The organism is Pseudomonas sp. SWRI18 (assembly GCF_014268345.1).
Taxonomy (GTDB): Bacteria; Pseudomonadota; Gammaproteobacteria; order Pseudomonadales; family Pseudomonadaceae; genus Aquipseudomonas; species Aquipseudomonas cedrina.
On sequence record NZ_JACCQQ010000004.1, the window covers coordinates 1 to 24,680 of the forward strand.

Annotated in this window: 25 protein-coding genes and 1 tRNA gene; 11 read left to right on the forward strand and 15 right to left on the reverse strand. The window is 59.7% G+C overall.

The features are described 5' to 3' along the window. Positions 1-227: 227 nt before the first annotated feature. The 6 genes from H0Z09_RS06490 to pstS all read right to left on the reverse strand — a co-directional run bounded on the left by H0Z09_RS06490 (position 228) and on the right by pstS (position 5,335). Positions 228-803, reverse strand: coding sequence for a hypothetical protein (locus H0Z09_RS06490; RefSeq protein WP_076953931.1), 576 nt, complete (start codon positions 801-803; stop codon positions 228-230). A gap of 1 nt (position 804) precedes the next feature. Continuing rightward, positions 805-1,503 (reverse strand): hypothetical protein, encoded by a 699-nt coding sequence (locus H0Z09_RS06495; protein WP_186688649.1) that lies wholly within the window; start codon positions 1,501-1,503, stop codon positions 805-807. A 31-nt stretch (positions 1,504-1,534) separates the two neighbouring features. Next, positions 1,535-2,296 (reverse strand): phosphate ABC transporter ATP-binding protein PstB, encoded by a 762-nt coding sequence (gene pstB / locus H0Z09_RS06500; protein WP_010210300.1) that lies wholly within the window; start codon positions 2,294-2,296, stop codon positions 1,535-1,537. 76 nt (positions 2,297-2,372) lie between these two features. Next, a complete protein-coding gene (pstA, locus tag H0Z09_RS06505) occupies positions 2,373-3,266 on the reverse strand; it encodes a phosphate ABC transporter permease PstA (RefSeq protein WP_076953925.1) in 894 nt (297 codons plus the stop codon). Further along, positions 3,263-4,231, reverse strand: coding sequence for a phosphate ABC transporter permease subunit PstC (gene pstC, locus H0Z09_RS06510; RefSeq protein WP_057725518.1), 969 nt, complete (start codon positions 4,229-4,231; stop codon positions 3,263-3,265). The genes pstA and pstC overlap by 4 nt, the downstream gene beginning before the upstream one ends. Positions 4,232-4,306: 75 nt before the next feature. Next, on the reverse strand, positions 4,307-5,335 hold the full coding sequence (pstS, locus tag H0Z09_RS06515; RefSeq protein ID WP_186688652.1) for a phosphate ABC transporter substrate-binding protein PstS: 1,029 nt from the start codon (positions 5,333-5,335) through the stop codon (positions 4,307-4,309). Positions 5,336-5,519: 184 nt separating this feature from the next. On the opposite strand from pstS, the gene ppk2 reads away from it, so the two are divergent. Continuing rightward, positions 5,520-6,437: a polyphosphate kinase 2 gene (ppk2, locus tag H0Z09_RS06520; RefSeq protein WP_076953922.1), complete on the forward strand. Its 918-nt coding sequence runs from the start codon at positions 5,520-5,522 to the stop codon at positions 6,435-6,437. 95 nt (positions 6,438-6,532) lie between these two features. On the opposite strand, the gene treS is transcribed toward ppk2, so the two are convergent. Next, positions 6,533-8,596 carry a maltose alpha-D-glucosyltransferase gene (gene treS / locus H0Z09_RS06525; RefSeq protein WP_186688655.1) on the reverse strand — a complete coding sequence of 688 codons (2,064 nt, stop codon included), beginning with the start codon at positions 8,594-8,596 and terminating at the stop codon, positions 6,533-6,535. A gap of 238 nt (positions 8,597-8,834) precedes the next feature. Beyond that, positions 8,835-9,608: an AraC family transcriptional regulator gene (locus tag H0Z09_RS06530; RefSeq protein ID WP_186688657.1), complete on the reverse strand. Its 774-nt coding sequence runs from the start codon at positions 9,606-9,608 to the stop codon at positions 8,835-8,837. 175 nt (positions 9,609-9,783) lie between these two features. Here H0Z09_RS06530 and H0Z09_RS06535 point away from each other — a divergent pair, with 175 nt between their 5' ends. The 3 genes from H0Z09_RS06535 to H0Z09_RS06545 are packed head-to-tail and all read left to right on the forward strand — an operon-like array spanning position 9,784 to position 12,941. Then, the gene (locus tag H0Z09_RS06535; RefSeq protein ID WP_186688659.1) at positions 9,784-10,731 is read left to right on the forward strand and encodes a 4-hydroxyproline epimerase; all 948 of its coding nucleotides are present in this window, start codon (positions 9,784-9,786) and stop codon (positions 10,729-10,731) included. A gap of 17 nt (positions 10,732-10,748) precedes the next feature. Beyond that, the gene (locus H0Z09_RS06540; RefSeq protein ID WP_186688661.1) at positions 10,749-11,705 is read left to right on the forward strand and encodes a dihydrodipicolinate synthase family protein; all 957 of its coding nucleotides are present in this window, start codon (positions 10,749-10,751) and stop codon (positions 11,703-11,705) included. A 3-nt stretch (positions 11,706-11,708) separates the two neighbouring features. Next, complete coding sequence (locus H0Z09_RS06545) at positions 11,709-12,941, forward strand: FAD-dependent oxidoreductase (protein ID WP_186688663.1); 1,233 nt, start codon at positions 11,709-11,711, stop codon at positions 12,939-12,941. A gap of 18 nt (positions 12,942-12,959) precedes the next feature. Here H0Z09_RS06545 and H0Z09_RS06550 read toward each other — a convergent pair whose 3' ends face one another. The 3 genes from H0Z09_RS06550 to H0Z09_RS06560 all read right to left on the reverse strand — a co-directional run bounded on the left by H0Z09_RS06550 (position 12,960) and on the right by H0Z09_RS06560 (position 15,842). Then, positions 12,960-13,877 (reverse strand): ADP-ribosylglycohydrolase family protein, encoded by a 918-nt coding sequence (locus H0Z09_RS06550; protein WP_186688665.1) that lies wholly within the window; start codon positions 13,875-13,877, stop codon positions 12,960-12,962. Between the two features lie 36 nt (positions 13,878-13,913). Then, complete coding sequence (locus H0Z09_RS06555; protein ID WP_186689279.1) at positions 13,914-14,894, reverse strand: GlxA family transcriptional regulator; 981 nt, start codon at positions 14,892-14,894, stop codon at positions 13,914-13,916. 339 nt (positions 14,895-15,233) lie between these two features. Next, complete coding sequence (locus H0Z09_RS06560; RefSeq protein ID WP_186688667.1) at positions 15,234-15,842, reverse strand: LysE family translocator; 609 nt, start codon at positions 15,840-15,842, stop codon at positions 15,234-15,236. Positions 15,843-16,262: 420 nt separating this feature from the next. Between H0Z09_RS06560 and gcvA the strand changes: the two genes are divergently transcribed. The 3 genes from gcvA (at position 16,263) to H0Z09_RS06575 (ending at position 18,860) form a co-directional block, all read left to right on the forward strand. Beyond that, on the forward strand, positions 16,263-17,168 hold the full coding sequence (gcvA, locus tag H0Z09_RS06565) for a transcriptional regulator GcvA (protein ID WP_186688670.1): 906 nt from the start codon (positions 16,263-16,265) through the stop codon (positions 17,166-17,168). Between the two features lie 75 nt (positions 17,169-17,243). Continuing rightward, entirely contained in the window at positions 17,244-18,071 is an 828-nt protein-coding gene (locus H0Z09_RS06570) for a DMT family transporter (RefSeq protein ID WP_076953893.1), read from the forward strand. 27 nt (positions 18,072-18,098) lie between these two features. Continuing rightward, positions 18,099-18,860, forward strand: coding sequence for an SDR family oxidoreductase (locus H0Z09_RS06575; protein ID WP_186688673.1), 762 nt, complete (start codon positions 18,099-18,101; stop codon positions 18,858-18,860). 60 nt (positions 18,861-18,920) lie between these two features. On the opposite strand, the gene H0Z09_RS06580 is transcribed toward H0Z09_RS06575, so the two are convergent. After that, positions 18,921-19,442: a DUF1993 domain-containing protein gene (locus H0Z09_RS06580; RefSeq protein WP_186688676.1), complete on the reverse strand. Its 522-nt coding sequence runs from the start codon at positions 19,440-19,442 to the stop codon at positions 18,921-18,923. A 240-nt stretch (positions 19,443-19,682) separates the two neighbouring features. Between H0Z09_RS06580 and H0Z09_RS06585 the strand changes: the two genes are divergently transcribed. From H0Z09_RS06585 to H0Z09_RS06600, 4 genes are all read left to right on the forward strand, one after another. Then, complete coding sequence (locus tag H0Z09_RS06585) at positions 19,683-19,946, forward strand: hypothetical protein (RefSeq protein ID WP_186688679.1); 264 nt, start codon at positions 19,683-19,685, stop codon at positions 19,944-19,946. A gap of 127 nt (positions 19,947-20,073) precedes the next feature. After that, positions 20,074-20,868, forward strand: coding sequence for a serine protease (locus H0Z09_RS06590; protein ID WP_186688681.1), 795 nt, complete (start codon positions 20,074-20,076; stop codon positions 20,866-20,868). A 1,099-nt stretch (positions 20,869-21,967) separates the two neighbouring features. Beyond that, entirely contained in the window at positions 21,968-22,225 is a 258-nt protein-coding gene (locus H0Z09_RS06595; RefSeq protein ID WP_186688683.1) for a DUF3077 domain-containing protein, read from the forward strand. 105 nt (positions 22,226-22,330) lie between these two features. Beyond that, complete coding sequence (locus tag H0Z09_RS06600) at positions 22,331-22,633, forward strand: integrase (protein ID WP_346656784.1); 303 nt, start codon at positions 22,331-22,333, stop codon at positions 22,631-22,633. A gap of 33 nt (positions 22,634-22,666) precedes the next feature. Here H0Z09_RS06600 and H0Z09_RS06605 read toward each other — a convergent pair whose 3' ends face one another. From H0Z09_RS06605 to H0Z09_RS06615, 3 genes are all read right to left on the reverse strand, one after another. Beyond that, positions 22,667-23,206 (reverse strand): hypothetical protein, encoded by a 540-nt coding sequence (locus H0Z09_RS06605; protein ID WP_186688685.1) that lies wholly within the window; start codon positions 23,204-23,206, stop codon positions 22,667-22,669. Further along, positions 23,203-24,132: a hypothetical protein gene (locus tag H0Z09_RS06610; RefSeq protein WP_186688687.1), complete on the reverse strand. Its 930-nt coding sequence runs from the start codon at positions 24,130-24,132 to the stop codon at positions 23,203-23,205. Before H0Z09_RS06610 ends, H0Z09_RS06605 begins: the two co-directional genes overlap by 4 nt. A 354-nt stretch (positions 24,133-24,486) precedes the next feature. Next, positions 24,487-24,560: transfer RNA gene (locus H0Z09_RS06615), tRNA-Cys, on the reverse strand. Positions 24,561-24,680: the final 120 nt, after the last annotated feature.

Genomic DNA, 24,680 nt, shown 5'->3' on the forward strand with positions numbered 1-24,680 from the left:
GTGGCGAAGCCGCCCCAATAAAGACACCGCGCAGTTTCAGACAAACCCAATTCGCCTGGTTTGGGGCGGCTTCGCCACCCAGCGCGGGACAAGCCCGCTCACTACAGGAATTGTCAGTCTCTGAAAGTTGGTAAAACAGGCACACCCAGTTGAACAAGCATAAAAAAGGGGGCCAACTGATTCCTCAGCCGCCCCCCTGCTTAACTCTGCCTGTACGGCAAGCTTCTTCACCCGTTCAACGTAAGCCCCGGATAACTGCGCACCGGCAGCTTGTGCCTCTTTGGTTGCTGCCGCGCAAGCTGCGTCTGCACCTGTGCAACCGCCTCCAGCACGCGTTGCGCCCACTGCTTGTCTTGCGGGTCCACCACCACCACGCGAAACCCGTGATCGACCCCCTCAAGCTGCACGCCCTCGGAATCATCGACATGCAAGTCGATGTCGAATGCCGGCGGGAATTTCGACGGGGTGCTCGACAGGCCACGGTCCGTGAGGGCCTGGTTGTGCCGCACGCTGTTGACCACACCATCGACGTGGATGCCGTACAGCAATAACCAACGACGGATGTAGGACGGGGTGCGGCCGGACGAGGTATAGACCCACACGCTGCAGCCCTGGCGCCGCAACTCACGGGTCAAGGCGCGGGTTCCGCTGCGCAGCGGTTCGCCCAGCCAGCGGTGCACACACGCCGGCAAACGGCTGTGTTCGGTCGCACTGTGGTGGAGCTGGCAAGCCAGCGTGTCATCGATATCGAACGAGATACGAATGCGCTGGCGCTTGAACGCATGCTTGAGCGTGCCGAGCATATCAATAGCCACCTTGATAAACGGGTGCCGGGGTGTCGCCCAGGAAAAACTCCGCTGGATCAGGGGCGTTATCTTCCAGGAACGCGGCATATTTCTTCTTGATCTTGGGCAATTCGTACAAGGCCTTGACGCCATGCTTGGCGGAGTTGCGTATGACCGAGGACGGGTTGAAGTAGCCCTCGGCGTTGTCCAGCGTCAGTACAAAAGGTGGCAACCCCGCGCGCATCAGCAGGTAGCTGACGATCAGCGAACCGCTGCGGTGGTTGCCTTCAATGAACAACTGCGGCTTGCTGAGGACGCGCACGTAGACACCGGCGGCGCGCTTCCACACCGATTCATCGTGGTGCTTGCAGTACCAGTTGTACAAATCCTTGATGCCACCTTCGACATTGTTGAAAAAATGCACTTCGGTCGCGGCCAGGTGCTGGGCGTATTCCTGCCGGCGCTGCGGGTCTTTGCCGCAGAGCACGGTGGCATTGATCTCCAGCATCAGGTTCAGTTGCTGCAGGTCGAACAAGTCGACTCCGCGCGCCACATACTCGTCAATCAGGGCGTAGCCTTCAAGCACATTGTGCAACACCTCGTCTGTCAGCGGGTCGCGTGGCTCGGTAAAGTCCCGGCTGAGCTGGGCAAAACGGCCCTGTACCTTACGCAGTGCGCGTTCGATCGCGAGCAAATCAAGACGACGTGTTGCAGTCATTGGCAATCCTGAGAAACAGTGGATGGGCGGATCAGCTGAACTTGCCGCTGATGTAGTCCCCGGTCATTTGCTCGCGCGGGTTTTCGAAGATCTGCGCGGTGGGGCCCATTTCCACCAGATAGCCGGTGCGGGTGCCCTGGGAGATATCCACCGAGAAAAACGCGGTGGTATCGGCCACGCGAATGGCCTGCTGCATGTTGTGGGTCACCAGCGCGATGGTGTAGTCCTTCTTGAGCTCGACCATCAGTTCCTCGACGCGGCGCGTGGCAATCGGGTCAAGCGCCGAGCAGGGTTCATCGAGCAGCAACACCTCAGGCTCGGTGGCGATGGCGCGGGCGATGCACAGGCGTTGCTGCTGGCCGCCGGAAAGCGACAGGCCGCTGACCTTGAGCTTGTCCTTGACCTCATCCCATAACGCGGCGCCCTGCAGGGCGTGCTTGACGCGGTCGCCCAGGTCACCCTTGTAGCGATTGAGGCGCAAGCCAAAAGCCACGTTGTCGAAAATGCTCATCGAGAACGGGTTCGGCTGTTGGAACACCATGCCGATGTAACGGCGTACGACCACGGGATCAACGCCCTTGCCGTACACGTCCTGGCCGAGGAAATGCACATGGCCTTCGAAGCGAAAGCCCTTCACCAGGTCATTCATGCGGTTGAGGCTACGCAGCACGGTGGATTTGCCACAGCCGGACGGACCGATGAAACCGGTGATCTTGTTTTTTTCGATTGGCACATGGCTATCACGCACCGCCATGAAGTTGCCGTAGAAAATCTTGTCCAGCTTGCAGTCCATGACCACAGGTGCCTGGGTGATAAACGGAGCGGCTATTTGCGCAGATGACGTGTTCAAGATTCAGTTGCTCCCGTTCTTAGTACTTGGGCTTGCCGAAAATACGGCTCACGATATTCACGACCAGCACGATCATCACCAGCACCAACGAGGCCGCCCAGGCGAGCTCGAGCTGGTTGTCGAAGGGCATGCCGGAGAAGTTGTAAATCAGCACGGCAAGGGAGGCCGTCGGATTCATCACCGCCAGGTTGCCGTCGTGGTAGATCCAGTAGTTGCTGAACAGCGCGGTGAACAACAGCGGTGCGGTTTCGCCAGCGGCGCGCGCCACGGCGAGCATGACGCCCGTGAGGATTGCCGGCATGCCGGTGGGCAGGACGATTTTCCAGATCACTTGCGAGCGGGTGCAGCCCATGCCGTAGGCAGCGTCCTTCATGATCTTGGGCACCATCTTCATCGACTCTTCAGCCGTGAGCACCACGATCGGCAGCATCAATACCGCCAGTGCGATGCCGCCGGCAGGCGCCGAGTAGGTCCCGGTGGTCATCACCACCAGGGCGTAGGCAAATACGCCCGCCAGGATCGACGGCAAGCCGGTGAGCATCTTGGCGGCAAAGCGTGAGGCGTTCGCCAGTTTGCTGTCCGGCCCCAGTTCAGCCAGGAACACGGCGGCCAGGATACCGACCGGCACCGCGATGGCAGCCGCGATACCGACCATGACGAACGTACCCGCCATGGCGTTGCCGAAGCCACCGCCGGTCTCGAACCCGGTCGGTGGCAATTCGGTGAACACTTCCAGGCTCAGGCGAGCGCCGCCGCGGGTGATCAGCATGTACAGCACGGAAATCAGCGGCACGCTGGCCAGCAGTGCGCCAAACCACACCAGGCTGGTCAGCACCAGGCTACGCAGGGCGCGGCCTTCGAACCGGCGCTGCAGGCTCGGCATGGCGGTGATTGGGGAAGAGAGGTCAGTCATTGTTTAGTCCCCCGCTGGGCGTAGACCATGATCATCGAACCGATGATGTTCACCAAAAGCGTGATGAACATCAGCACCAGTGCGGCGTACATCAGCACCTCGATCTCGTTCGGGCCGGCTTCGGGAAAGTTCAGCGCCAGCAAGGCCGCCAGGGTATTGGCCGGTGCAAACAGCGACAGGGAAATATTGTTCGCATTGCCCACCAGCATCGCCAGGGCCATGGTTTCACCCAGTGCGCGGCCCAGGCCGAGCACCAGGGAACCGAAGATGCCGGTGGCGGCGGATGGCACCATCACCTTGAGAATCGCTTCCCAATGGGTAGTGCCCATGCCGTAGGCGGCTTGCTTGGTTTTCATCGGCACGCCGGTGAGGGCGTCCTGGGAAACCGCGGCGATGGTCGGCAGAATCATGATCGCCAGTACCAACGCGGCCGGCAGCAGGCCCGGTCCACTCAGGGAGGTGCCGAAAAACGGGATCCAGCCAAGCTCGCTGTTCAGCCACGCCGTGAGCGGGCGAATCGCCGGGATCACCACATAGATCCCCCACAGGCCGTAAACGACGCTGGGGATGGCGGCGAGCAACTCGACGATGGTGCGAAACACTGCAGCCAGCTTGGCCGGTAAAAAGTCCTGAGTCAGGAATATCGCCATGCTGACGCCGAAGAAGCCTGCGATCAGCAACGCGATGAAGGCACTGTACAGCGTGCCCCAAATCGCCGGCAGAATGCCGTATTTGCCTTGGTTCACATCCCAGACACTGCCCAACAGCACATCAAAGCCGTGCTTCTCCATGCCGGGAAGTGCCTTGCGCCCTACTTCGAACACCAGCGCGAAAACCAGCGCCAGTATCAGCACCACACCGATGCGTGCAAGGGCACGGAAGGTGCGGTCAACCACAAAGTCCTTCGTGGACGGTGGCCGGCACGCAGAGTCCGGGTTAACCGGTACGACAAAAGGTGAGTTCATTGGCTGATTCCGGAACAAGGGGGGAACGCTTCCGGCATGGCGGGCAAGCCCACGCCGGGAGCGGCCTGGCAAGCCTTACTGAATGTTGGCGGAAGCTTTGCGAACCTGGTCGACAACCGATTTGGGCAGCGGGATGTAGCCCATCGAATCGGCGATTTTCTGGCCTTCGGTCAGGCTGTACTCGACCATTTCACGCATGGCCTTGGCTTTGGCCGGGTTGCCGTTGTTCTTGCGGAAGATCATCCAGGTATAGGAAGTGATCGGGTAGGACTTGGCGCCATCCGGATCCGGCAGCCAGGCCACCAGGCTTTCCGGCATCTTCACCGCAGCCAGGGCTTCAGCACCGCTTTCGGCGTTTGGCACCACGTATTTGCCGGCCTTGTTCTGCAGCTGGGCGAAGTCGACCTTGGCCAGCTTGGCGAAGCCGTACTCGATGTAGCCGATGGCGCCTGGGGTCTGGCGCACGGTGGCGGTCACGCCATCGTTTTTCGGCGATTTGATGAACTTGTCGCTGGCTGGCCAGTTGACGGTGTTGCCTTCACCCAGGTCCTGTTTGAACGCAGGGTTGATGGCCGACAGGTGCTTGGTGAACACCGCAGTGGTACCGCTGGAGTCTGCGCGCACCACAACCGTGATCGGCATGTCAGTCAGTTTCAGCTCAGGGTTGGCCGCGACGATCTGCGGGTCGTTCCACTTGGTGATCTTGCCCAGGAAGATGTTGGAGTAAACATCGCGCGGCAGCTTCAAGCCTTTTGGGCTGCCCGGCAGGTTGTACGCCAGAACGATTTCGCCCGCGGTCATCGGCAGCAGTTGCACGCCTTCGGCAACCTTGGCGATGTCTTCGTCTTTCATTGCCGAGTCACTGGCGGCGAAGTCGACGGTTTTGTTCAGGAAGTCCTGCACGCCCGCGCCGCTACCCTTGGATTGGTAGTCAACCGTGACGCCCTCCGTCTTCTTGCTGAAGTCTTTGAACCAGGTGAGGTAGATCGGAGCCGGGAAACTTGCGCCAGAACCTGTCAGGCGGACGTTTTCCGCCGCAAATACCGAGGTGGCACTCAAAGAAACCGCGACGGCGATTGCAGCAGACTTCATCAGACGTTTCATTAAGGAGAATCCTAGTGATTTCGGGCTCGGCAACTCTGCAACAATCTTGTTACGGTTTTATGAACGTGCAGTGGCAAAACGCCCGGTTGTCGCCCTCCTCCCTGGCGATCAGGCTATTCGGTGTAATTGGTTGGTAACAAAATGCGTCTATGACTTGGCCATCCCCACCACGCGAGTTCCGCCCATGTCCTCTGTAGAAGACGCCTTGATGCAGCGCATTCACCGTGAATTGCTTGATCACAGTGATGAGGAGTTGGAACTGGAACTGTCCGAAGACGGGCACGACCTGAACACACTGTTCGATGAGCATGTCGGTGAAAGCCGCGAAAAAGCCGCACGCAGGATTTATTTCAGCGAGCTGTTCCGCCTGCAGGGCGAGCTGGTGAAATTGCAAAGCTGGGTGGTCAAGACCGGCCACAAGGTGGTGATCCTGTTCGAGGGGCGTGATGCCGCCGGCAAGGGCGGCGTGATCAAGCGCATCACCCAGCGCCTGAACCCCAGGGTCTGCCGGGTGGCCGCCCTGCCCGCGCCGAATGACCGCGAACAAACCCAGTGGTATTTCCAGCGTTACGTCTCACACCTGCCGGCCGCCGGCGAAATCGTGCTGTTCGACCGCAGTTGGTACAACCGCGCCGGCGTCGAGCAAGTCATGGGGTTCTGTAATGACGACCAGTACGAAGAGTTCTTCCGCACCGTGCCGGAGTTCGAACGTATGCTCGCCCGCTCCGGTATCCAGTTGATCAAGTATTGGTTTTCGATTTCCGACCAGGAACAGCACCTGCGCTTTCTCAGCCGTATTCATGACCCGCTCAAGCAGTGGAAGCTCAGTCCCATGGACCTGGAGTCGCGCCGGCGTTGGGAAGCCTATACCAAGGCCAAGGAGATCATGCTCGAACGCACCCACATCGCCGAAGCGCCCTGGTGGGTGGTGCAGGCGGATGACAAGAAGAAAGCGCGGCTCAACTGCATCAGTCACCTGCTCGGGCAAATGCCCTATGAGGAAGTTGAGCTACCGGTGATCGAACTGCCGCAGCGCGAACGGCAGGAGGACTATTCGCGCAGCCCGACGCCACCGGAACTCATTGTGCCGCAACTGTACTGACTTGTAGGAGCGAGCTTGCTCGCGAAGAACCCATAGGCGCCGGGTTCATCCAGCAAGCACGCGTTATTGTTGACGTTTCGCGAGCAAGCTCGCTCCTACAGGGGTGAGCTGCTCACTACCCGCAACGCCAGCCCCTCATAGGCATCCAGCGTAATGGTGAATTCGCCTTCGGCGGTCAAATCCCCCTCGACCCGCTCGTTGATGATGTCCACCACCATGCCCGCGGCAATATCGGGCAAATGCAGGGTCTCGGTGATTGGCGTAGCGCCAAAATTCAGCGCGGTAATTTGCGTGCCCTTGCCGGCCGGCAATTCGTGCACCATCACCAACAGCCCAGGATTCTCCACCTCCGGCACCTGGATCTGGCGGCTCGCGGCGATATCGTAGGCGCGGCGTACGGCAAGAATTTTTTGCAGTTGCGAGGCGAAGGACTCGGGGTCCTGCAACTGGCTGTTCAAGCTGCCGTAGAGGCTTTTCGAGCGTGGCATGTGGCCGGCGGACAGCTCTGCGTCCGGGTTCAGCTCCACCAGGTCATACGCGCCGCGATGAATCCAGCGCGTATCGCCGTCCTGCATCAGGTGCTCGACCTCTTCGGCCGCCAACGGCAGCGCGCCCACCAGGTCCCAGCCGGACAAGGCAAACACGCCAGGCTGCATGGCGTTGTACATCACCAGCAGCAAATGGATCTGGCGGATCTGCTGGATATCCGCCGGTGTGATCGCCTCCAGGTCACGAATGCCCAGCGCCGCCGTGATGATGCTGGCGGTGGTGCACGACACGCCGTTGGTCACGAATTTGAGGTTATATGGCGCATGCTCGCCGGTCAGGCGCTCGTACATCTGTTCGCGAATGTGCTCACGCAGGATATTGCCGGGGAAGGTCTGGCCCTGGTACAGGAAGGTGTCATGGGCGTGCAGCGTCCAGAAGTGCACCAGTTCCAGGGTCAATTCATCGTGGTTCTGCAACGCATGGATCAGCGAGCCGGGGTCGATGCCCTGCCGGTGCATTTCGCGCAGCATCAAGCGCAGGAATTCGGCATCGCCCATCAGCAGCGCGTGCTGGTAGGCGGGACGGGTGATGAAGTCGTAGGACAGGTCGGCGCCGCCATGGGACATCGAAGCAATGTCATCCACGGTGAGGTTCAGCTCCTGGAAGCTGAAACCGCCGGCCTTGCGGATCGCCCCGCCGAGCAACTGGTTGCCGGTGATCGACAGCGGATGGCTTTCGGACCACGCGGTGCCGTCGAGCTTGCGTTCCACGCCGAGGAAACCATTGGCGTCCAGGCGCAGGATCTTCGCGCCCATCACGTCGATGGCATGCAGCGCATCGCCGATGATCATCTGCTGCGCGGCGAAGGTCGGGTCCAGCCAATTCAGCGATGGCTGGCCCTCTTTGAAATAATGCAGGTACACCCAGCGCCGCGGCTTGCCGTCCACGCCCACCACGACGTCGGTGGCGCTCCAGTCGGTTTCCTTGACGCCGGGCTCGAAGAAGATCACCCGTTGCAATTGGCCGACGATGTAGTGCTTGTCGCGCAACGCATCGACCTGCAGCGGGCTGAGGTTCTGCGCATCGCGCCCCTCGGCGACCTCGGGCAGCAGCGGCCAGTCTTCTTCACGGATTTCAACCATGTGGTAGAGGCCTGGGTAGTCCTCATACGCCATCTCGGCCAGGCGAAAGTCCGCGCCCTTGCCGGTGTGGGACGGGATCACATCGTCGATGATCACCGCGTTGTGCGCCGCCGCCATGCGCGTCAACGCCTGCAATTGCGCCTCGGTGCCCAGCTGTGGGTCGATTTCAAAACTGATGCGGTCGAAGTTACCGTCGATGGTCGGCGTGTGCCGGGTACCGTTCAGGCCGCCGGACTTTTTCAGCGGGCCATTATGGATGCCCTGGATGCCGATCTTCGACAAGGCGTGCCACAGCGCTTCATCCCCCAGCGCCTCCAGTACCGTGCCGCCCTCACGGGTCACGATCGACGCCGGGTAGGCGGTGAACCACACCGACGACAACGCCGACGCATCGCGCGGCCGGGTCTGCGCGTAAGGCTGCTGCCACAACCGGCCCTGCCCCGAATAGAGCTTGGCCCGCTGGCGTGCCGCATGCAGCATCGATTGTTCCACCAGCCAGTTCACATGGTTGTTTTCAGCCGCCGTCATAAGCTTGGTACCTGTCGTCGAATGCATTACTCGTGAACATATGAGGGTTGTGTGGCGCATTCGTTGCATTGCGATGTGGCTGCCCTGAAACGGACCGTAGTGAGCGGGCTTGTCCCGCGCTGGGTGGCGAAGCCGCCCTAAACCCAGGCACCTCAGTCTTTCTGAAAGACTGAGGTGGCCTTATTTGGGCGGCTTCGCCCCCCAGCGCGGGACGAGCCCGCTCACTACAGAACACGAGTCAGGCGTTGCAGGTGTCCCGATACTGCCTCGGCGTAAACCCCGTCGACGCCTTGAACTGGCGACTGAACGCGCTGTGATCGGTATAGCCGCACTGCAACGCGACTTCGGTAATCGGCATGCCGGTCTGCAACAACCGATGGGCCTGCTCCAGGCGCACTTTCTGGATCATCTGCCGGGGCGTGAGGTGGAACACGCGTTTGCAGTAACGCTCCAGCTGCGCCACGGAAATCCCGGCGATATGCGTCAATTCACCCAGCGTGACACGGCGGTTGAAGTGCGCGCGGATGTGCGCGTCCACGGCGGCCAGGCGCGGGTACGCCGGGTGGCTTTCGCTGGCGGTTTGCAGGTCGACGGAAATACCGGCCAGGCCGATGATGGCGCCGCTGTGGTTGTACAACGGCCATTTGTGGGTCAGGCACCAGCCCGGTTCGCGAGTGCCATAAAGGTGCAGTTCCAGCTGGTCTTGCAGCACCAAGCCCTGCTCCAGCACGCGCCGGTCCTGCTCGGTGTAGCCCGGCCCCAGTTGCGCGGGAAACACTTCGGCGCTGGTCTTGCCCAGCAGCGGCTGCAGATACTTCAGGCCACAGCGTTGCACCAGGGTGAGGTTGGCGAGCACATAACGCGCCTGGGTGTCCTTGATGAAAATCGCCGCGTTGGGGATCACATCCAGCATTGGCAACAGCTGTACGACACCGGCCAACAGCTGCTTGAGGGTGTGAGGGCGATTCGCCTCGTTCCCCTGGCAAAGGGTCGCAAACGCGCTCTGCATCATGATGGTCGGTTCCCACGGATGGCCTTGACGCCTAGCAGATTGCCCGATGCCCGGAGCACTGTCGAGCGGTGGAAACTGTGCTGATTTCGTCATCAATACAGGCAAAAAACATCAATCGCGCCGCCCTCCATGGGCTCACTGTATGCCTATCCAATCACTCACAAGTGAGCGTCTTATGAAACGGCTGCACGTGATCGACTCCCACACCGGCGGCGAACCGACGCGGCTGGTGATGACCGGCTTTCCGGCCTTGCACGGCGCCACCCTTGCCGAGCGACTGGCGTACCTGCGCAGCGAGCACGACCCCTGGCGCCGCGCCTGCTTGCTGGAACCGCGTGGCAATGACGTGCTGGTTGGCGCGCTGTACTGCGAGCCTGTCACCCCCGGCGCGGTGTGCGGCGTGATTTTCTTCAACAACGCCGGCTACCTCGGCATGTGCGGCCACGGCACCATCGGCCTGGTGGCGTCCTTGCACTACTTGGGTCTCATCCAGCCCGGCGTGCACACCATCGACACGCCCGTCGGCCCGGTGGCGGCGACGCTGCACGAAGACGCCAGCGTGACCTTGCGCAATGTGCCTGCCTACCGTTTTCGCCGACAGGTGCCGGTCGATGTGCCGGGCCATGGCGTGGTCCACGGCGATATCGCCTGGGGCGGCAATTGGTTTTTCCTGGTGTCGCAGCACGGCCAAGCCTTGCAGATGGACAACGTCGACGCCCTGACCGAATACACCTGGGCCATGCTCCGGGCCCTCGAAGCCCAAGGCATCCACGCTGAAGACGGCGCGCTGATCGACCATATCGAACTGTTCGCCGACGACGACCTGGCCGACAGCCGCAACTTCGTCATGTGCCCCGGCAAGGCCTATGACCGCTCGCCCTGCGGCACCGGCACCAGCGCCAAGCTGGCCTGCCTGGCGGCCGATGGAAAACTTGCGCCGGGTGAAACCTGGGTCCAGGCCAGTATCACCGGCAGCCAGTTCACCGGCCGTTATGAATGGGACGGCGAACGCGTACGGCCGTTCATCACCGGCAGCGCCTACATGACCGCCGACAGCACCTTGCTGATCGACGAACGCGACCCTTTCGCCTGGGGCATCGGCGCCCCGGCCCTGCTTAACTGACTCAAGGAACAAGAACAATGAACGACAACATTTTCACCGGCTGCATCCCCGCCCTGATGACGCCATGCACCTTTGATCGCAAGCCGGACTTCGACGCATTGGTCGCCAAGGGTCGCGAGTTGGTCGATATCGGCATGAGCGCCGTGGTGTATTGCGGCTCCATGGGCGACTGGCCGTTGCTGACTGAAGCCCAGCGCCAGGAAGGTGTCGCGCGTCTGGTGGCGGCTGGCGTGCCGACCATCGTCGGTACGGGGGCGGTCAACAGCCGCGAAGCGATTGCCCATGCGGCCCACGCCGCCAAGGTGGGCGCCAGCGGTTTGATGGTGATTCCGCGCGTGCTGTCCCGTGGCGCATCCGCCACTGCGCAAAAGGCCCACTTCTCGGCGATCCTCAAGGCCGCGCCGAACCTGCCGGCGGTGATCTATAACAGCCCCTACTACGGCTTCGCCACCCGCGCCGACCTGTTCTTTGAACTGCGCCGCGAACACCCGAACCTCGTTGGCTTCAAGGAGTTCGGCGGTGCTGCAGACCTGCGCTACGCAGCGGAACACATCACCTCCCAGGACGACAGCGTCACCCTGATGGTCGGCGTCGACACCCAGGTGGTGCACGGTTTCGTCAATTGCAACGCCACGGGTGCTATCACCGGTGTCGGCAACGCACTGCCCCGGGAAGTCCTGCAACTGGTGGCGCTGAGCAGGCAAGCCGCCAAGGGCGATGTCAAGGCCCGGCGCCAGGCCCGTGAACTGGAGGCCGCGCTGGCCGTGCTGTCGTCATTCGATGAAGGCTGCGACCTGGTGCTGTATTACAAGTACCTGATGGAGCTTAACGGCGACCAGGGCTACAGCGTGCATTTCAACGAAACCGACGTGCTCAGCGAGGCCCAGCGCCGTTACGCCCAGAGCCAGTACGCGCTGTTTCGCCAGTGGTACGCCGACTGGTCGGCGCAACACACTAACCACGCAGAAGCCTAGGCCATGGCCGAGCGCGATATCGTCGTGGTGGGCGCCGGCATTATTGGCGTGGCCTGCGCGTTGCAACTGGCGCGCCAGGGCCGGCAGGTGGTGGTGCTCGACCTGCAGGAACCCGGCATGGGGGCGTCCTATGGCAACGCCGGGCACCTGGCGACCGAGCAGGTGTTCCCGATTGCCGACCTGTCGATTCTCAAGCGCTTGCCCCGCATGCTGTTCGACCCCATGGGCCCGCTGCGCCTGGACTGGCGCTACCTGCCGCGCGCCCTGCCGTGGTTCCTCCGCCTGCTCATGAACCTGCGCCCGGCCAATTACCAGCGCACGGTCGCGGGTCTGCGCGCGCTCAATGAAGGCAGCCTGGGCGCATGGCAGCGCCTGCTGCACAGCATCGGCCGCGCCGACTTGTTGCGTGAGGATGGCTCGCTGCTGGTCTATGAGCAGGCGGAGTCACGGCCAGCCCTGGAGGCCTTGCAACAACGCATGCAACAGCAGCAGGTGCCCGTGGCGTTCTGGTCCGGCGATGCCATACGCAAGGCAGCACCGCAGTTGAGCGACAACCTCCAGGGCGGGCTGTTTTTCCCTGGCACCGGCCACTTCCTGGACCCTTACCACGTGGTGCGCGAACTGGTCCGGGCAGCCGAGGCCAGTGGCGTGCAATTTCTCAAGCGCCAAGTGCTGGAGGGTCGCGTGGAGGAGCACGGCGTTTCGCTCATCACCGACCAGGGCCCGTTGAGCACACGCCAGGTGCTGATTGCCTGCGGCGCCCACTCGGCCAAGCTCACTGCCGCACTGACCGGCAAAACAGTGCCCTTGGACACCGAGCGCGGCTACCACCTCATGCTGCCCCGCGAATCTCATCGCCTGCCGTTTGCCGTCACCTCCCTGGAACGAAAATTCATCATGACCCCCATGACCGGCGGCCTGCGCCTGGCCGGCACGGTGGAATTCGCCGGCCTTGCGCGGCCAGCGAACATGCAGCGCGCCTGGCAGTTACACCGGTTGAGCCAGGGGCTGTTTCGCGAGGACCTTAGCGCCCAAGGGGCAACACCCTGGATGGGGTTCCGGCCGTCATTGCCGGATTCGTTGCCGGTGATTGACCGGGTGTGTGACGGCAAGGTGCTGCTTGCGTTCGGGCACCAGCACCTGGGGTTGACGCAGGCGGCGGTGACGGCGGAGTGGGTCGGGGAGTTGGCGAATGGCGGCCAGTCGCTCATGCCATATCGCCTGGATCGGTTCTGATGAAAACCAAATCGTTGTTTATTCGGGGTGTTGGGCGGCGGCGTTGAACAGTGCATCGGCCATTTTTTCAATGTCATCACGCATGCAGAGCTTCTCCAGCCAGCCTTGCGGAATACCCTGCACACCATAATGCGCACCGGCCAGTTGGCCCACGATGGCCGCCGTGGTGTCCGCGTCATCGCCCAGGTTAGCGGCCGTCAAGACGGCGTCGGCGAAGCTGTCTGTGTGCTGCACGCACCACAGCGCGGCCTCCAGCGACGCCACGGCGTAGCCGCTGCCCGTGATGTCCGCGCGGGGTTTATCGCGATACTCCCCCTGGGCAATCGCCACGACTTTGGGGGCAGTCAGGCCGGCGCATGAGACGTTCAACAGTTGCTTCTTGGTCGCCCCCTTCAAGGCGTTGCCGATTGCCCGCGCCAGCACGACGCAGCACTCGATTGCCTCTTGGGCGCCGTGGGTGGTACGGGAACTTTGACGGGAAAAATCGTCGACCCGTTGAAGGTCTGGAAAGTAAAACAGCACGACCGGCGCCAGACGCATCATCGAACCATTGCCGGCGGAAAAAGGCTGCGTTGAACCTGCAAACGGCTCACCGTGCGCCTCAAACTCCGCCAGCGCCGTACGTACGGTCATGCCGATATCAAAACAATCCCCGGTGGAACTCAAGTAGCCCCACTTCCACCAGTTCAGATAGCGTCCCATCTGGTCGGCGGCATCAAACCCACCTTTACGTATCAGGCTTTCGGCCAGGCACAGCGCCATCGACGTGTCGTCCGTCCATTGGCCGGGCTTGAGGCTGAACGGCCCTCCTCCGAGCATATCGGTCACCGGCGTGAAGCTGCCGCGCGGCATGAATTCGACGGTGGTGCCTACCGCATCGCCACACGCCAGGCCCAGCAGGCTACCGCGATAACGATCCAACAGCGTGAGAGACATGGAGGTCTTCCTTGAAAAAATGAGCCAGTGGGGATGTTACTTCACCAACCGCTTTTCCTTGGAGGGGCGATAACCGAAATACGAGCTGTAGCACTTGCTGAAATGGCTCGGCGACACAAACCCGCACGCCACCAGCACCTCCACCTGGGACAACTCTGTGTGCTGCAACAGCCGCCGGGCTTCGGTGACGCGCAGTTCCATGTAGTAGCGCTGCGGCGTGGTGCCCAGTTGCTCCTTGAACAACCGCTCGAGCTGGCGCCGGGAGCGGCCCGCGTAGACGGCCAACTGGTCCAGTTCCAGGGGTTCTTCGAGGTTGGCGTCCATCAGTTTCACCACTTCACGCAGCGGCGCGCTGACGCTGATGTTTTCGGTGGGCTTGATGCGCCGGTAGCGCGATTCTTCGAAGGCCAGGATGTCTTCAATGCCTTCGACCAGGGCTTTGTCGTGCAGGCCCTTGATCCAGTCCAGCGCCATATGGAACGCGCCGGAGGGGCTGGAAGCGGTGAGGCGGTCGCGGTCGATCACGTAGGGTTCGCTGGTGACGTGGGTGGCTTTTGACACCTCAGCCAGGGCCGGGCGGTGTTCGGGATGGATGGCGCAGCGATAGCCTTGCAGCAAGCCGGCGCGGCCAAGAAACCAGGCGCCGTTCCACAGGCCGGCGAGGCTGATGCCGTGTTCGGCGGCGCTGCGCAGCAGGTGGATGAAGTCGTCGCTGGCCTTGAGCTCAGTGCGAAAGCCACCGCAGATCACCAGCAACGTAAGATCTTGCAGGGCCGCTGCATCGAGGCGCGCGTCGGGGCGGATCACCAGGCCAAGGTCGCTGATCACTTCGCCATCGTCCCAGCCGAAGGTGCGCGAGGCGAACAATTCGGGGCGCAGCAGGTTGGCGGTGACGAGAGTATCGAGGGTCTGGGTGAATGCGGGCAGGGAAAAGTGTTCAAGCAACAGGAAGCCGACGCGGGTGACCGACGCCGGCTGCTGGGTTTCGTTGAGGTAGCGCAGGTTCTTGCCTTTCATGCCGCCGCTGAATTGACGTCTTTCCATCGAGGGTTGGCCCACTCTTATTGTTGATGCAATGGCGCCATCTTAGGGGCAAACGCGTCGGCTGTCTCAGGCGCTGAGCTGGAAAAAACTGCAACCGCGCAGAGCCCACGGCAGAACAGCGGCAGACGCATCTGATACGGTTTTTTCTTTGCTATCTGCCTCTGTATCGAAAAGCCGCCGGGGCGGACAATGGCGCCCTCCCCACCCCTTCCTTTCGGAGGCCTTATGGCCAAGATGGCACTTTTCCTGTTCGGCTTTTTGGTATTGACCATCGGCATCGGCCTGCTGGCTACCATCTCGCCGGTTTGAGCCTCAAGCCACAAACAACATGGGGTACAACGACAGCACCAGCAAGCCGGCCATGGACCAGTTGAACAGCCGCACCCAGCGCGGATCACGCAGCACAGTGCGCAAGCCGCTGCCGCAGCCGACCCACACGCACACGCTGGGCAAGTTGACCACGGCGAACACCAGCGCAATCACCAGCACATTGGTGACATAGCCCTCTGCCGGCGTATAGGTGGTGATTGCCCCCAGCGCCATGATCCAGGCCTTGGGGTTGACCCACTGGAACGCTGCCGCGCCGAGGAAGGTCATGGGCTTGCCCTGTTCATCGGGGCTGTCGGACAGGCCGCCCGCCGTCGCGATCTTCCACGCCAGGTACAACAAATACGCGGCCCCTACGTAACGCAGCAGCGTATAAGCCCACGGAAACACCTTGAATACTTCGCCCAGCCCCAGGCCCACCGAAATCACCAGCACCATGAAGCCGATACTGATCCCCAGCGCGTGCGGCATCGAGCGGCGGAACCCGAAGTTCACCCCCGAAGCCAGCAACATGGTGTTATTGGGCCCCGGCGTGATCGAAGACACGAAGGCGAACAGCACAAACGCTGAGAGCAGGCTGGTAGACATAGACATGACGCGGCATCCAAAAGGTGTGATATGCCTGCGACAGTAGAGCGTTATCGAGCTCCTCGCCCCGTACAGCCACTGCACGATTGAGGCATACACTTTTTTACCAAAGCTTTCACAAAGCTTTCACAGGCGACGCCCTATGGTGGACCCAGCTCCTAGTGAACATCCCTTTAGCCCGCGCTCCCCACGCGGGCTTTTCTTTGGCTGGGGTTTAGTAAACGTAACGTACAACCTTGTAGTGAGCGGGCTCGTCCCGCGCTGGGCGGCGTAGCCGCCCCAACAAAGACACCTCGGGGGTTCAGGCAAAACCGAGTCGCCTGGTTTGGGGCGGCTGCGCCCCCCAGCGCGGGGCAAGCCCGCTCACTACAGAAAGCCGTTACCATGAGGCTTCACTCATGGAAGCTGATCGCCGGGACCCAATCGATGAGAGACCTGCCCCCAACCGCCACCCTACGCGCTTTCGAAGTTGCCACCCGGCATGCCACCTTCACCTCGGCTTCAGAAGAATTGCACGTCACCCAGAGCGCCGTCAGCCATCAGTTGAAGCACCTCGAAGAGCTCTGGGGCTTGCAGCTGTTCCAGCGTGGGAAATCGTTGCGACTGACCCCGGCCGGTGCCGCGCTGGCGCCGATCGTGCGTGAGTTTTTCACCAACCTTGCGGCCACGCTGTCGGACCTGCAGGAACAAAAAGGCAGGGTCCGGCTCAAGGTCAGCACCACCTACTCGTTCGCACTCAAATGGCTGCTCCCCAGGTTGCCCAGCCTGTCGCAGCAGCACCCGGAGATCCTGATCACGCTGGAAACCAGCGACAAGGCGATCAAATTCTCCAGCGCGGATTCCGACGTGGCGATCCGCCTGGGCAACGGTAACTACCCCGGCCTGCACTCGGAGTTCCTGCTCAGGGAACAGATTTTTCCCGTGGCCAGCCCCGACCTGCTCAGCCGTTTTGGCACCCCGCACGAGCCCGCCGAGCTGCTGCGCTATCCGCTGCTGACGCGTGACGGCGCGGACTTGGTGCCCAAGTGGGAAGCCTGGTTCGAGCATGTCGGCGTCGGCATTGGCGCACTGAATGAAAGCGTCAGGTTTGCCGACACCACCATGACCATCGAGGCGGCGCTGCTGGGCCAGGGCATTGCCTTGGTCCGCAGCGGCCACGTTGAAGCCCAGATCAACGACGGTCGCCTGGTCAGGTTGTTCGAGGTGCCCTTCGCATCGCCGGTCGCCTACTATTTTGTCTGCCCCAAAGGCGTCGAGTCCCAGCCTCACATCATCAAATTTCGTCACTGGCTGCTGGATGAGTCGACACGGGCCCAACACAGCTATCGCTGAAGCATGAGCAATGACTCATGGCAGGATGAGCGGACTTCGCTTTCAAACTGCCGGATCTGATGCCTACTATTGCGCATGCCCTTGCCTATCGTGGTACTCATCCTTTTCGCCGCGCTCCTGCATGCCAGCTGGAACGCGCTACTGCGTGCCGGCAACGACAGGTTGTGGTCGATGACCGTGATGTGCCTGGCGGTCGCGGTGGCCAGCGCCGGCATCGCCCTGTTCTTGCCGGCGCCAGCCGTGGCCAGTTGGCCGTACGCCGTTCTGTCGGGCGTCTTGCACGTGGGTTACAACCTGTTCCTGGTGCGCAGCTACAAAGTCGGCGACCTCGGGCAAACCTACCCGATCGCCCGGGGCTCCTCGCCTATCCTGATCACGCTGTTCGCATTGGCCTTTGCCGACGAGACGGTGAGCGCCAGCGCGCTGTTTGGGATTGCCCTGGTCTCGGGCGGCATTATTTCACTGGCTTTCAAGCAGCGCAGGCTGGCCGTCCCCAGCCTGCCCTACGCCCTGGGTACGGGTTGTTTCATTGCGGCCTACAGCGTCACGGATGGAATCGGCGCACGACTGTCCGGCGCACCGCTGGCCTATACCGCATGGATGTGTGCCCTCTGGGGCGTACTGATGCCATTGGTCTACATCGGCCTGCGCGATACACGCAGCCTGTTTGCCCAGCGACCGGGATTCATCACGGCCTTGGCGGGCGGGCTGGTGTCCCTGCTGGCTTACGGCATTGTTATCTATGCCATGGCTGAAGCGCCCATGGGCGCCGTTTCGGCCCTGCGCGAAACCAGCGTGGTGTTCGCGGCATTGATCGGTTACATCTTCCTTGGCGAGTCGCTGAGCGTTCGAAAAGTGCTGGCGTGCGTGGTCATTGCCAGCGGCACGATGCTTATCGGCTGACCTTCACCCCTCACAAAGGTACGACAAATGGATTCTGTCTCTTCAACTCCCCTGATTCTGATCACCGGCGGAAGCCGAGGTGTGGGCGCGGCCACGGCGCGACTTGCGGCCGCGCAAGGCTACGACGTGGCGATCAGCTACGTGAGCAACGAGGCCGCCGCACTGGGCGTGGTGGCTGATGTAAAAGCACTGGGCCGCCGCGCCCTGGCCGTGCGCGCCGACAGTGCCGACCCGGACCAGGTCGCACAGCTATTCGCCGCCATTGACCAGACATTTGGCCGAATCGACGTACTGGTCAACAACGCCGCCGTCCTTGGGCTGCAATCGCGCTTCGAAGACCTCGACTTCTCCCGCATGCAACGCATCTTCGCGATCAACGCCATCGGCCCGATGCTCTGTGCGCAGCAGGCCGTCAAACGCATGTCGTTTCGTCACAACGGCAAGGGCGGCAGCGTGATCAATATATCCTCGGGCGCCGCCCGCCTCGGCAGCCCGAACGAATACGTCGACTACGCCGCGTCGAAAGGCGCCCTGGAGACGTTCACCATCGGCCTGTCCAAGGAAGTCGCGCGCGAAGGCATACGCGTCAACTGCATACGCCCAGGGCATATCTACACCGACATGCACGCCAGCGGCGGCGAACCCGGCCGCGTGGACCGCGTCAAGGACAGCATCCCGATGGGCCGCGGCGGCCAACCCGAAGAAGTGGCACGCGCGGTGCTCTGGCTGGCGGGTGCAGAGGCGTCGTTTATTACCGGGACCTTTTTGGATGTGACTGGGGGGAAGTGAGAAGACGGTCAAGGCAGATTCGAGCACGAGGGAACGAATCTGCCGCAAACCAACCCGGCCCTAGCCTTTACGCAAATAAGCAAACATATGCGGCACATAATCCGCCTTGCCCAACGGCACGCCGTTATGCCGCAGGATGCTGTACGCCGTCATCAGGTGAAAATAGAACTGTGGCGTCGCCCAGTTGACGGCGTATTCATTGCCCGTCATCTCAAACGTGATCTCGCCGGGAAGCTTGATAACGATCAACTCTTCTGCCCGCCCCTCGATCAATTCACGATCCGCACCGGCCAGTGCCTGCAGCGCCGTGTCGATCAGTGCGAAGGCCTCGTCCATTGACGCCGGGGTTTCCAGCGCCGATGCAGGCTGCCCGCTAAGCCGATTGACGGCGTCCTGGGCTTGGGTACAGGCGAAACGGACTTGAGTCGCCAGATGATGCATATCCGGCGCGAGGCGCGAATCGAGCAGGTTCTGCGGATCGTAGCCGAGCGCGCGGGCGTGCTCATTGCCCTTGGCCAACAGGCCTTTGAGTGTATTCAACATCTGGGAAAAACATGGAATGGTTGCGGCGTAGATCAGCATCGTATTCCCTCGGGTTCAGCATCAGGATCGAGTCAACAATCGCCGCCAGTACAGCACATCGCCGAGGTAGTTGTTATGAATATGCCTGCGCATCTGGCCGACCGCGGCATTTACACCCGCCGGGCGCGTACGCCACACTTGCTCGTCGAAAGCGCAACGCGGGGATGCCTGTGTTCAACGTTCGGCAAGCGACTCTGATGGATATCAGCGGATAGAAACCTAAGCGGCCAGGAAAACAGGATGGACGAGTTGATACAAGGCCTTGACGGCCCCAGGACCGCTCAGCAGGAATTGTTTTATGACCTGGAAGATGCAGCGGCGGTGATCGGGTGGTCGGTGGTTGAATTGACCGCGATGGTGGCCGACGGCAGAACGCCGAATGAAGCCGCAGCCCTGATGAAGATCTGCGCGCTGCTGACGGCGCAGCAGGAGAAAATCGGTGGGTATGCGGGTGAGGTGAAAGAGCAGCGAATCGTCAGGTCTGGGACCGAACCAGGCGACTGAACCCGTACGTATGCGTTTCACTACACCATCTTGCGGAAATATCACGCAGCGCTTTCACCCGAGTCTTATTTTTTTGCAAAACCATTCATGGCTAATTGATCTACTCCCGCCCTCGAGAGAGATCACCATGAATGACAGCACCGGCATTCCGTCCGCGCCTTTTCTACCCTACCTGAGAAGAACCTTGGCCGCGGCAGCGTTATTACTTCCCCTAACCTCCAGCGCCATAGTCGGCGGCGCGGATACGCCTGTCGGACGGTACCCGTTTGCAGCCTCCATCCAATTCAAGGAGACGGGGTCGACACCGCTCCAGCGCCACGGCTGTGGTGCCTCATTGATCGCGTCCGACTGGGTGCTTACCGCCGCTCACTGCCTGCTGGGCACCGAACCTTCGGATATCGAGGTTATCGTAGGGCGCACCCGACTCAGCGATGCCAGCCAAGGCCAGGTATTGAGCGTACGACGTATCTTCATTCATCCGGATTTCCCGCGCACGCTGGCCCCGGACGTCGCGCTGATCAAACTTGATCGGGTGGCTACCGGCATAATCCCAATTAAACTCACCACACCGGGTGAAACCCTTGAGGATCGCCGCAAGCACCTGAACGCCATCGGCTGGGGTAACACGGCACGCATCCCACCCGATATGCGCCAGGACACGTTGCAGCAGGGTAGATTGCCGCGAATGACCGACACGCAATGCAGCGCCATCGTGCCGAATCTTAACCTGCAAAACAGTTTCTGCATCGGCGCCGATGGACTGATTCCAGACAGCGGCGACTCTGGCGGCCCCGTCTTTATCAAACAGCGGAATAAAGGCTACGTGCAATTGGGCGTGGTCAGCCAGGGTATTGTGATTGCTCGGCTGTCCAATCCTGTTGTCGCCGACTTTATTCGCAATACGATGGATGGACAGCACTAAGATCTTGAAGTAACGCAGGGCGCCTCCTACACGCGGCAATTGATAAGCGCGATCCGGCCACCAGCACTCAACCCATTTAAACAGCGCTGAAATCACCGGCGCAGTGGCCAATGCCGGTCAGTTAAGCGAACGCAATGCTTAAAGCAACGAAGATCAAATGTGGGAGCGGGCTTGCTCGCGAAGACGTCGGCCCAGCAAACATTGATGTTGGCTGACACACCGCTTTCGCGAGCAAGCCCGCTCCCACTGGGATTTTCTTTGCTCGAAGCATTGCGTTCGCTTAACTGATCGGCATTAGGGGCAGCGGCCAGGTTCTGTGAAGCCTTAAGTATTCGATTGAGCCTGACTGGCTCCGCCGTTGTCACGGTCGGTCTGGGCGTCCTGATCCGATCCCGGGTTGCCAGGCGGTGGGGTCCAATCCGCTGGCTTCTCGCCCGTACCCTGCTTGGGCTCGGACTCCGCCTGATCAAGACCCGACACATGGCCCTCGCCGGCATCAGGCACTTCCTTTTTAGGTCCAGGGTATGGCGCTGCAGGCCCGTTGTTGTCATCCACCATAAATCACCTCCTGTCGGTAGCGCAGGGTTGCGCATAGGGTTGAGAGGGTTTGCGTGGATAGAAAGTGCTGTTGCCTCGACGAGTGGCTTAAGCACTGCAATTTGAATGACAAACCGCTGGCCTGCCGAGCTTCGGACATTCCTACAACTTGGCGAGGTTGAGCCATAGGAAGCAACCTGGCTAGGATGCGCCGTCGCAGTAAATCCTGTGGCCGGGTGTCGCAACCTGAAGTAGTCTGAGGCGCGGTAGCGCCATAGCTCTGTAGCAGGCGCTTTTTTTATGCCTGCTTACCGCATCTATGGTGGACCGTGTGAGGCGGGCTTTTGCCCGGCCGGTACCCTCGGACACCGGTTTGCGACCCTCGCACGGTCCACCACCCAACCGTGTCGCAACGGCGGTGGTGGCCTCTTAACTTTCCGAGGGTATAGAGGATGTTTTCTACAAATCAAAGCTGCCAGGTTCCAGTCGCAACTATTAAACCGCCCCATCAGTATTCAGCGCTGATGATTCATTCCATGTGCGGTGCACTGGAGTGCCACTCATGAAAATACACCCGACTGATGATGAATTTGCAACCAGCGTGTTCAGCGTGAAGCCAGGCTTGAGCTCCGAGGAAGCGTTAGTGAACGCGAGTGAGCTATTGGCTTCAGCGTCAGCGATAGCGAACGAACAAGCGTTCGCGGCAAGTGGAACACAGCGTCTTCAAACATTCGGGTTGGCGCAGATTATTGAGAGCGCAGGGCTTCTCGTAAATGCGGCACTTGATAAGCTAGATCCAACCAGCACTCAGCCCATTTAAACTGCGCTGAAATCGAAGGGGCAGATCACTGGTCCTCAATCAAATACTGTGGTCTGACCCCGTTCCGCCGAAAAGAAACTACGCCTTCGTCTGGAAGACGCCGGCGTGCAATCCGCGCTGAGCGCCTTCATTGATGACCTGCAGGAACGTCGCGCGCTCAACGGCATAAAAACATCCAGGCTGATCACAAATACGTCCGGTCTACGGATGAGCCAGCAGATGCTGCGTAACCGCTGGGATGAAGCTCGCGAAAAAGCTGCTATCAAAGCAGGCGCCGACGGAGACTCGGCTTTGGCCATACTGATCCGCCAGTTCCAGTTCAAGGACATCCGGCCTAAAGCCGCCAGCGAGATCGAACTTACGCACGCCAGCCGCTTACTAGGCGAAATTGTAAATCCCACGATGTGAAGAGTGCACCGCGCTGACGTATAAGCGAGTAAGTTAAATTGTCAGCATCGCGTGCATTCTTTTCACGATCATTACAATAGTTAGCAAGAGATTAGCTGTCACAAATATAACTAAAGGCGTGATCAGATACCTAGCATAACTAAAGTGAATAACTGCATCCCCGACTCCGAATTCGTGAACCAGCTTAAATACTACGGAATGCACAAAACACAATGCCACCAGCACTATAGAACTCAATATTGAAAAACAGATATTGTAATACAACTGACTAAGAAGCTCTTTTTTTGGAGCATACAAAGTATCCGCTTGCTTATTCGCCTCCAACTTGCTTTCTTGATCATATACAAGCACCAATACCGACAACAGCAACGCGGTGAAAATTGCACCAAAGTTGACGAGCATAGAGGATACATCTTTATTTAAATTATAGCCTGCCAACAAGCCAAGTCCCGCAACTAAAACAGGCACAAGAAAAAAAGTAATATAATCGCCGATCGATCTTTTACCCTCAGGGTCAGAAAGAGTTGCAATATGCCCTAAAAAAATTTCGGTGACATTGACTTTGCTACTCATACTTTCACCCCCATCTTAGGATAAAGCGCGTCTGCCAGGTCCTGCAAAACTATAGTACACCATTTATGCAGAGAGCTTCCGACAGGGTTCCCGGCGATGAAATCCACATCCTCTTCGTCGATGGCAATTTCGCAAACCTGCTCGTCTGCCGGTCGACCAATCGTGAAAGTCCGGCGCTTACCTCCCAGCTCAACCACTACCTTCACGTGTGCGCACATTGGTGACAGGTATTCCACAACCTTATACTTATCGCTATTGGGATCTAAGTAATCCTTGAACAGACCTAGGGATGAACGACTTGGCGGCTTAATAATTAACTGTTGCTCTTTGTGTCCTAATTTTTTTATCTGATCAGTCAGATCACTCATGCCTTCAAATTTCGTCAGCCTTATCTCTTTCGCCGCAGCTTTTTCCCAGCTTACAAACGCTTTCTTGTAGGCTAAAGGATTCATTTGTAAATTAAGCTTAGTAATTCGTACAAACTCAACACGAAGCAGTTCATGAAGGAGCGTTTTTATGCCCGCTCCTTTGAAGCTATGAAGCAGGGCGATACCCTCATTAAAACCAGCGGGTATAAAAAATCTAACGTAGTGCCTTATTATCTCCGCATTCTCTTGCGTCTTCTGGTAGTCCACGTTACCGGTTTTTATATCTATAATATCATTTTTGACACCATAGCTTCCGACTTCGAACCAGCCAGCGACTTGCCGCTTTGCCGGATCCGCCGTCATGCCTTTGAATCTGTAAACCTGTTTGGTATCTTCAGCAATTACAAACTTATCATCGACCCTCTTGAAATAGTCCCCTAGAATTTTAAAGGCATCATAGGCACCCACTTTATCAAGTTTAGAATATCTATCCTCGATCTTAATAGCGGTGCTATTCGGGTCAAAAAAACGAATGGAGTATGGAGCGATTGCATGCATAACTGACATCCCTGTTTATGTCCGCTCTGTGGCAGGATCAATTTCAATAGGCCTAACTACAACCCTTTTCCGTCCGCGTGACCCGCGCGCTCACGTCTAGACAAAGGGGCACTGATGCTACCGCGCGAGCTTATGCTGGCACTGTGACTACCGCAACATGAATCACTCTTCAAGCACGCATCAAGTGCAAGTCAGTCGCCGCTGACCTCCTCCAAAATGATTGTTGGCAATGCCAGTGGCAGACTCGGCGGAAGCTGGCTTATCACCTACCGAAAAGACACAGGTTGCGGAAACGATCCCAAATCGCAGGCATTAAAAAACCCCGTAGACCATTGATCTACGGGGCTTTAAGAGTGGAGGCCGAGGTCGGAATCGAACCGGCGTAGGCGGATTTGCAATCCGCTGCATAACCATTTTGCTACTCGGCCTCAAACGTTAAATGCCTCAACTACCGGCACTCATCGCATAAAAACTTGAGCGGGCCATAAAGCCATGCCTCTACTCTAACTCATTGAATACATTGAGGTTTTTAATACCTCGTTGCGTTC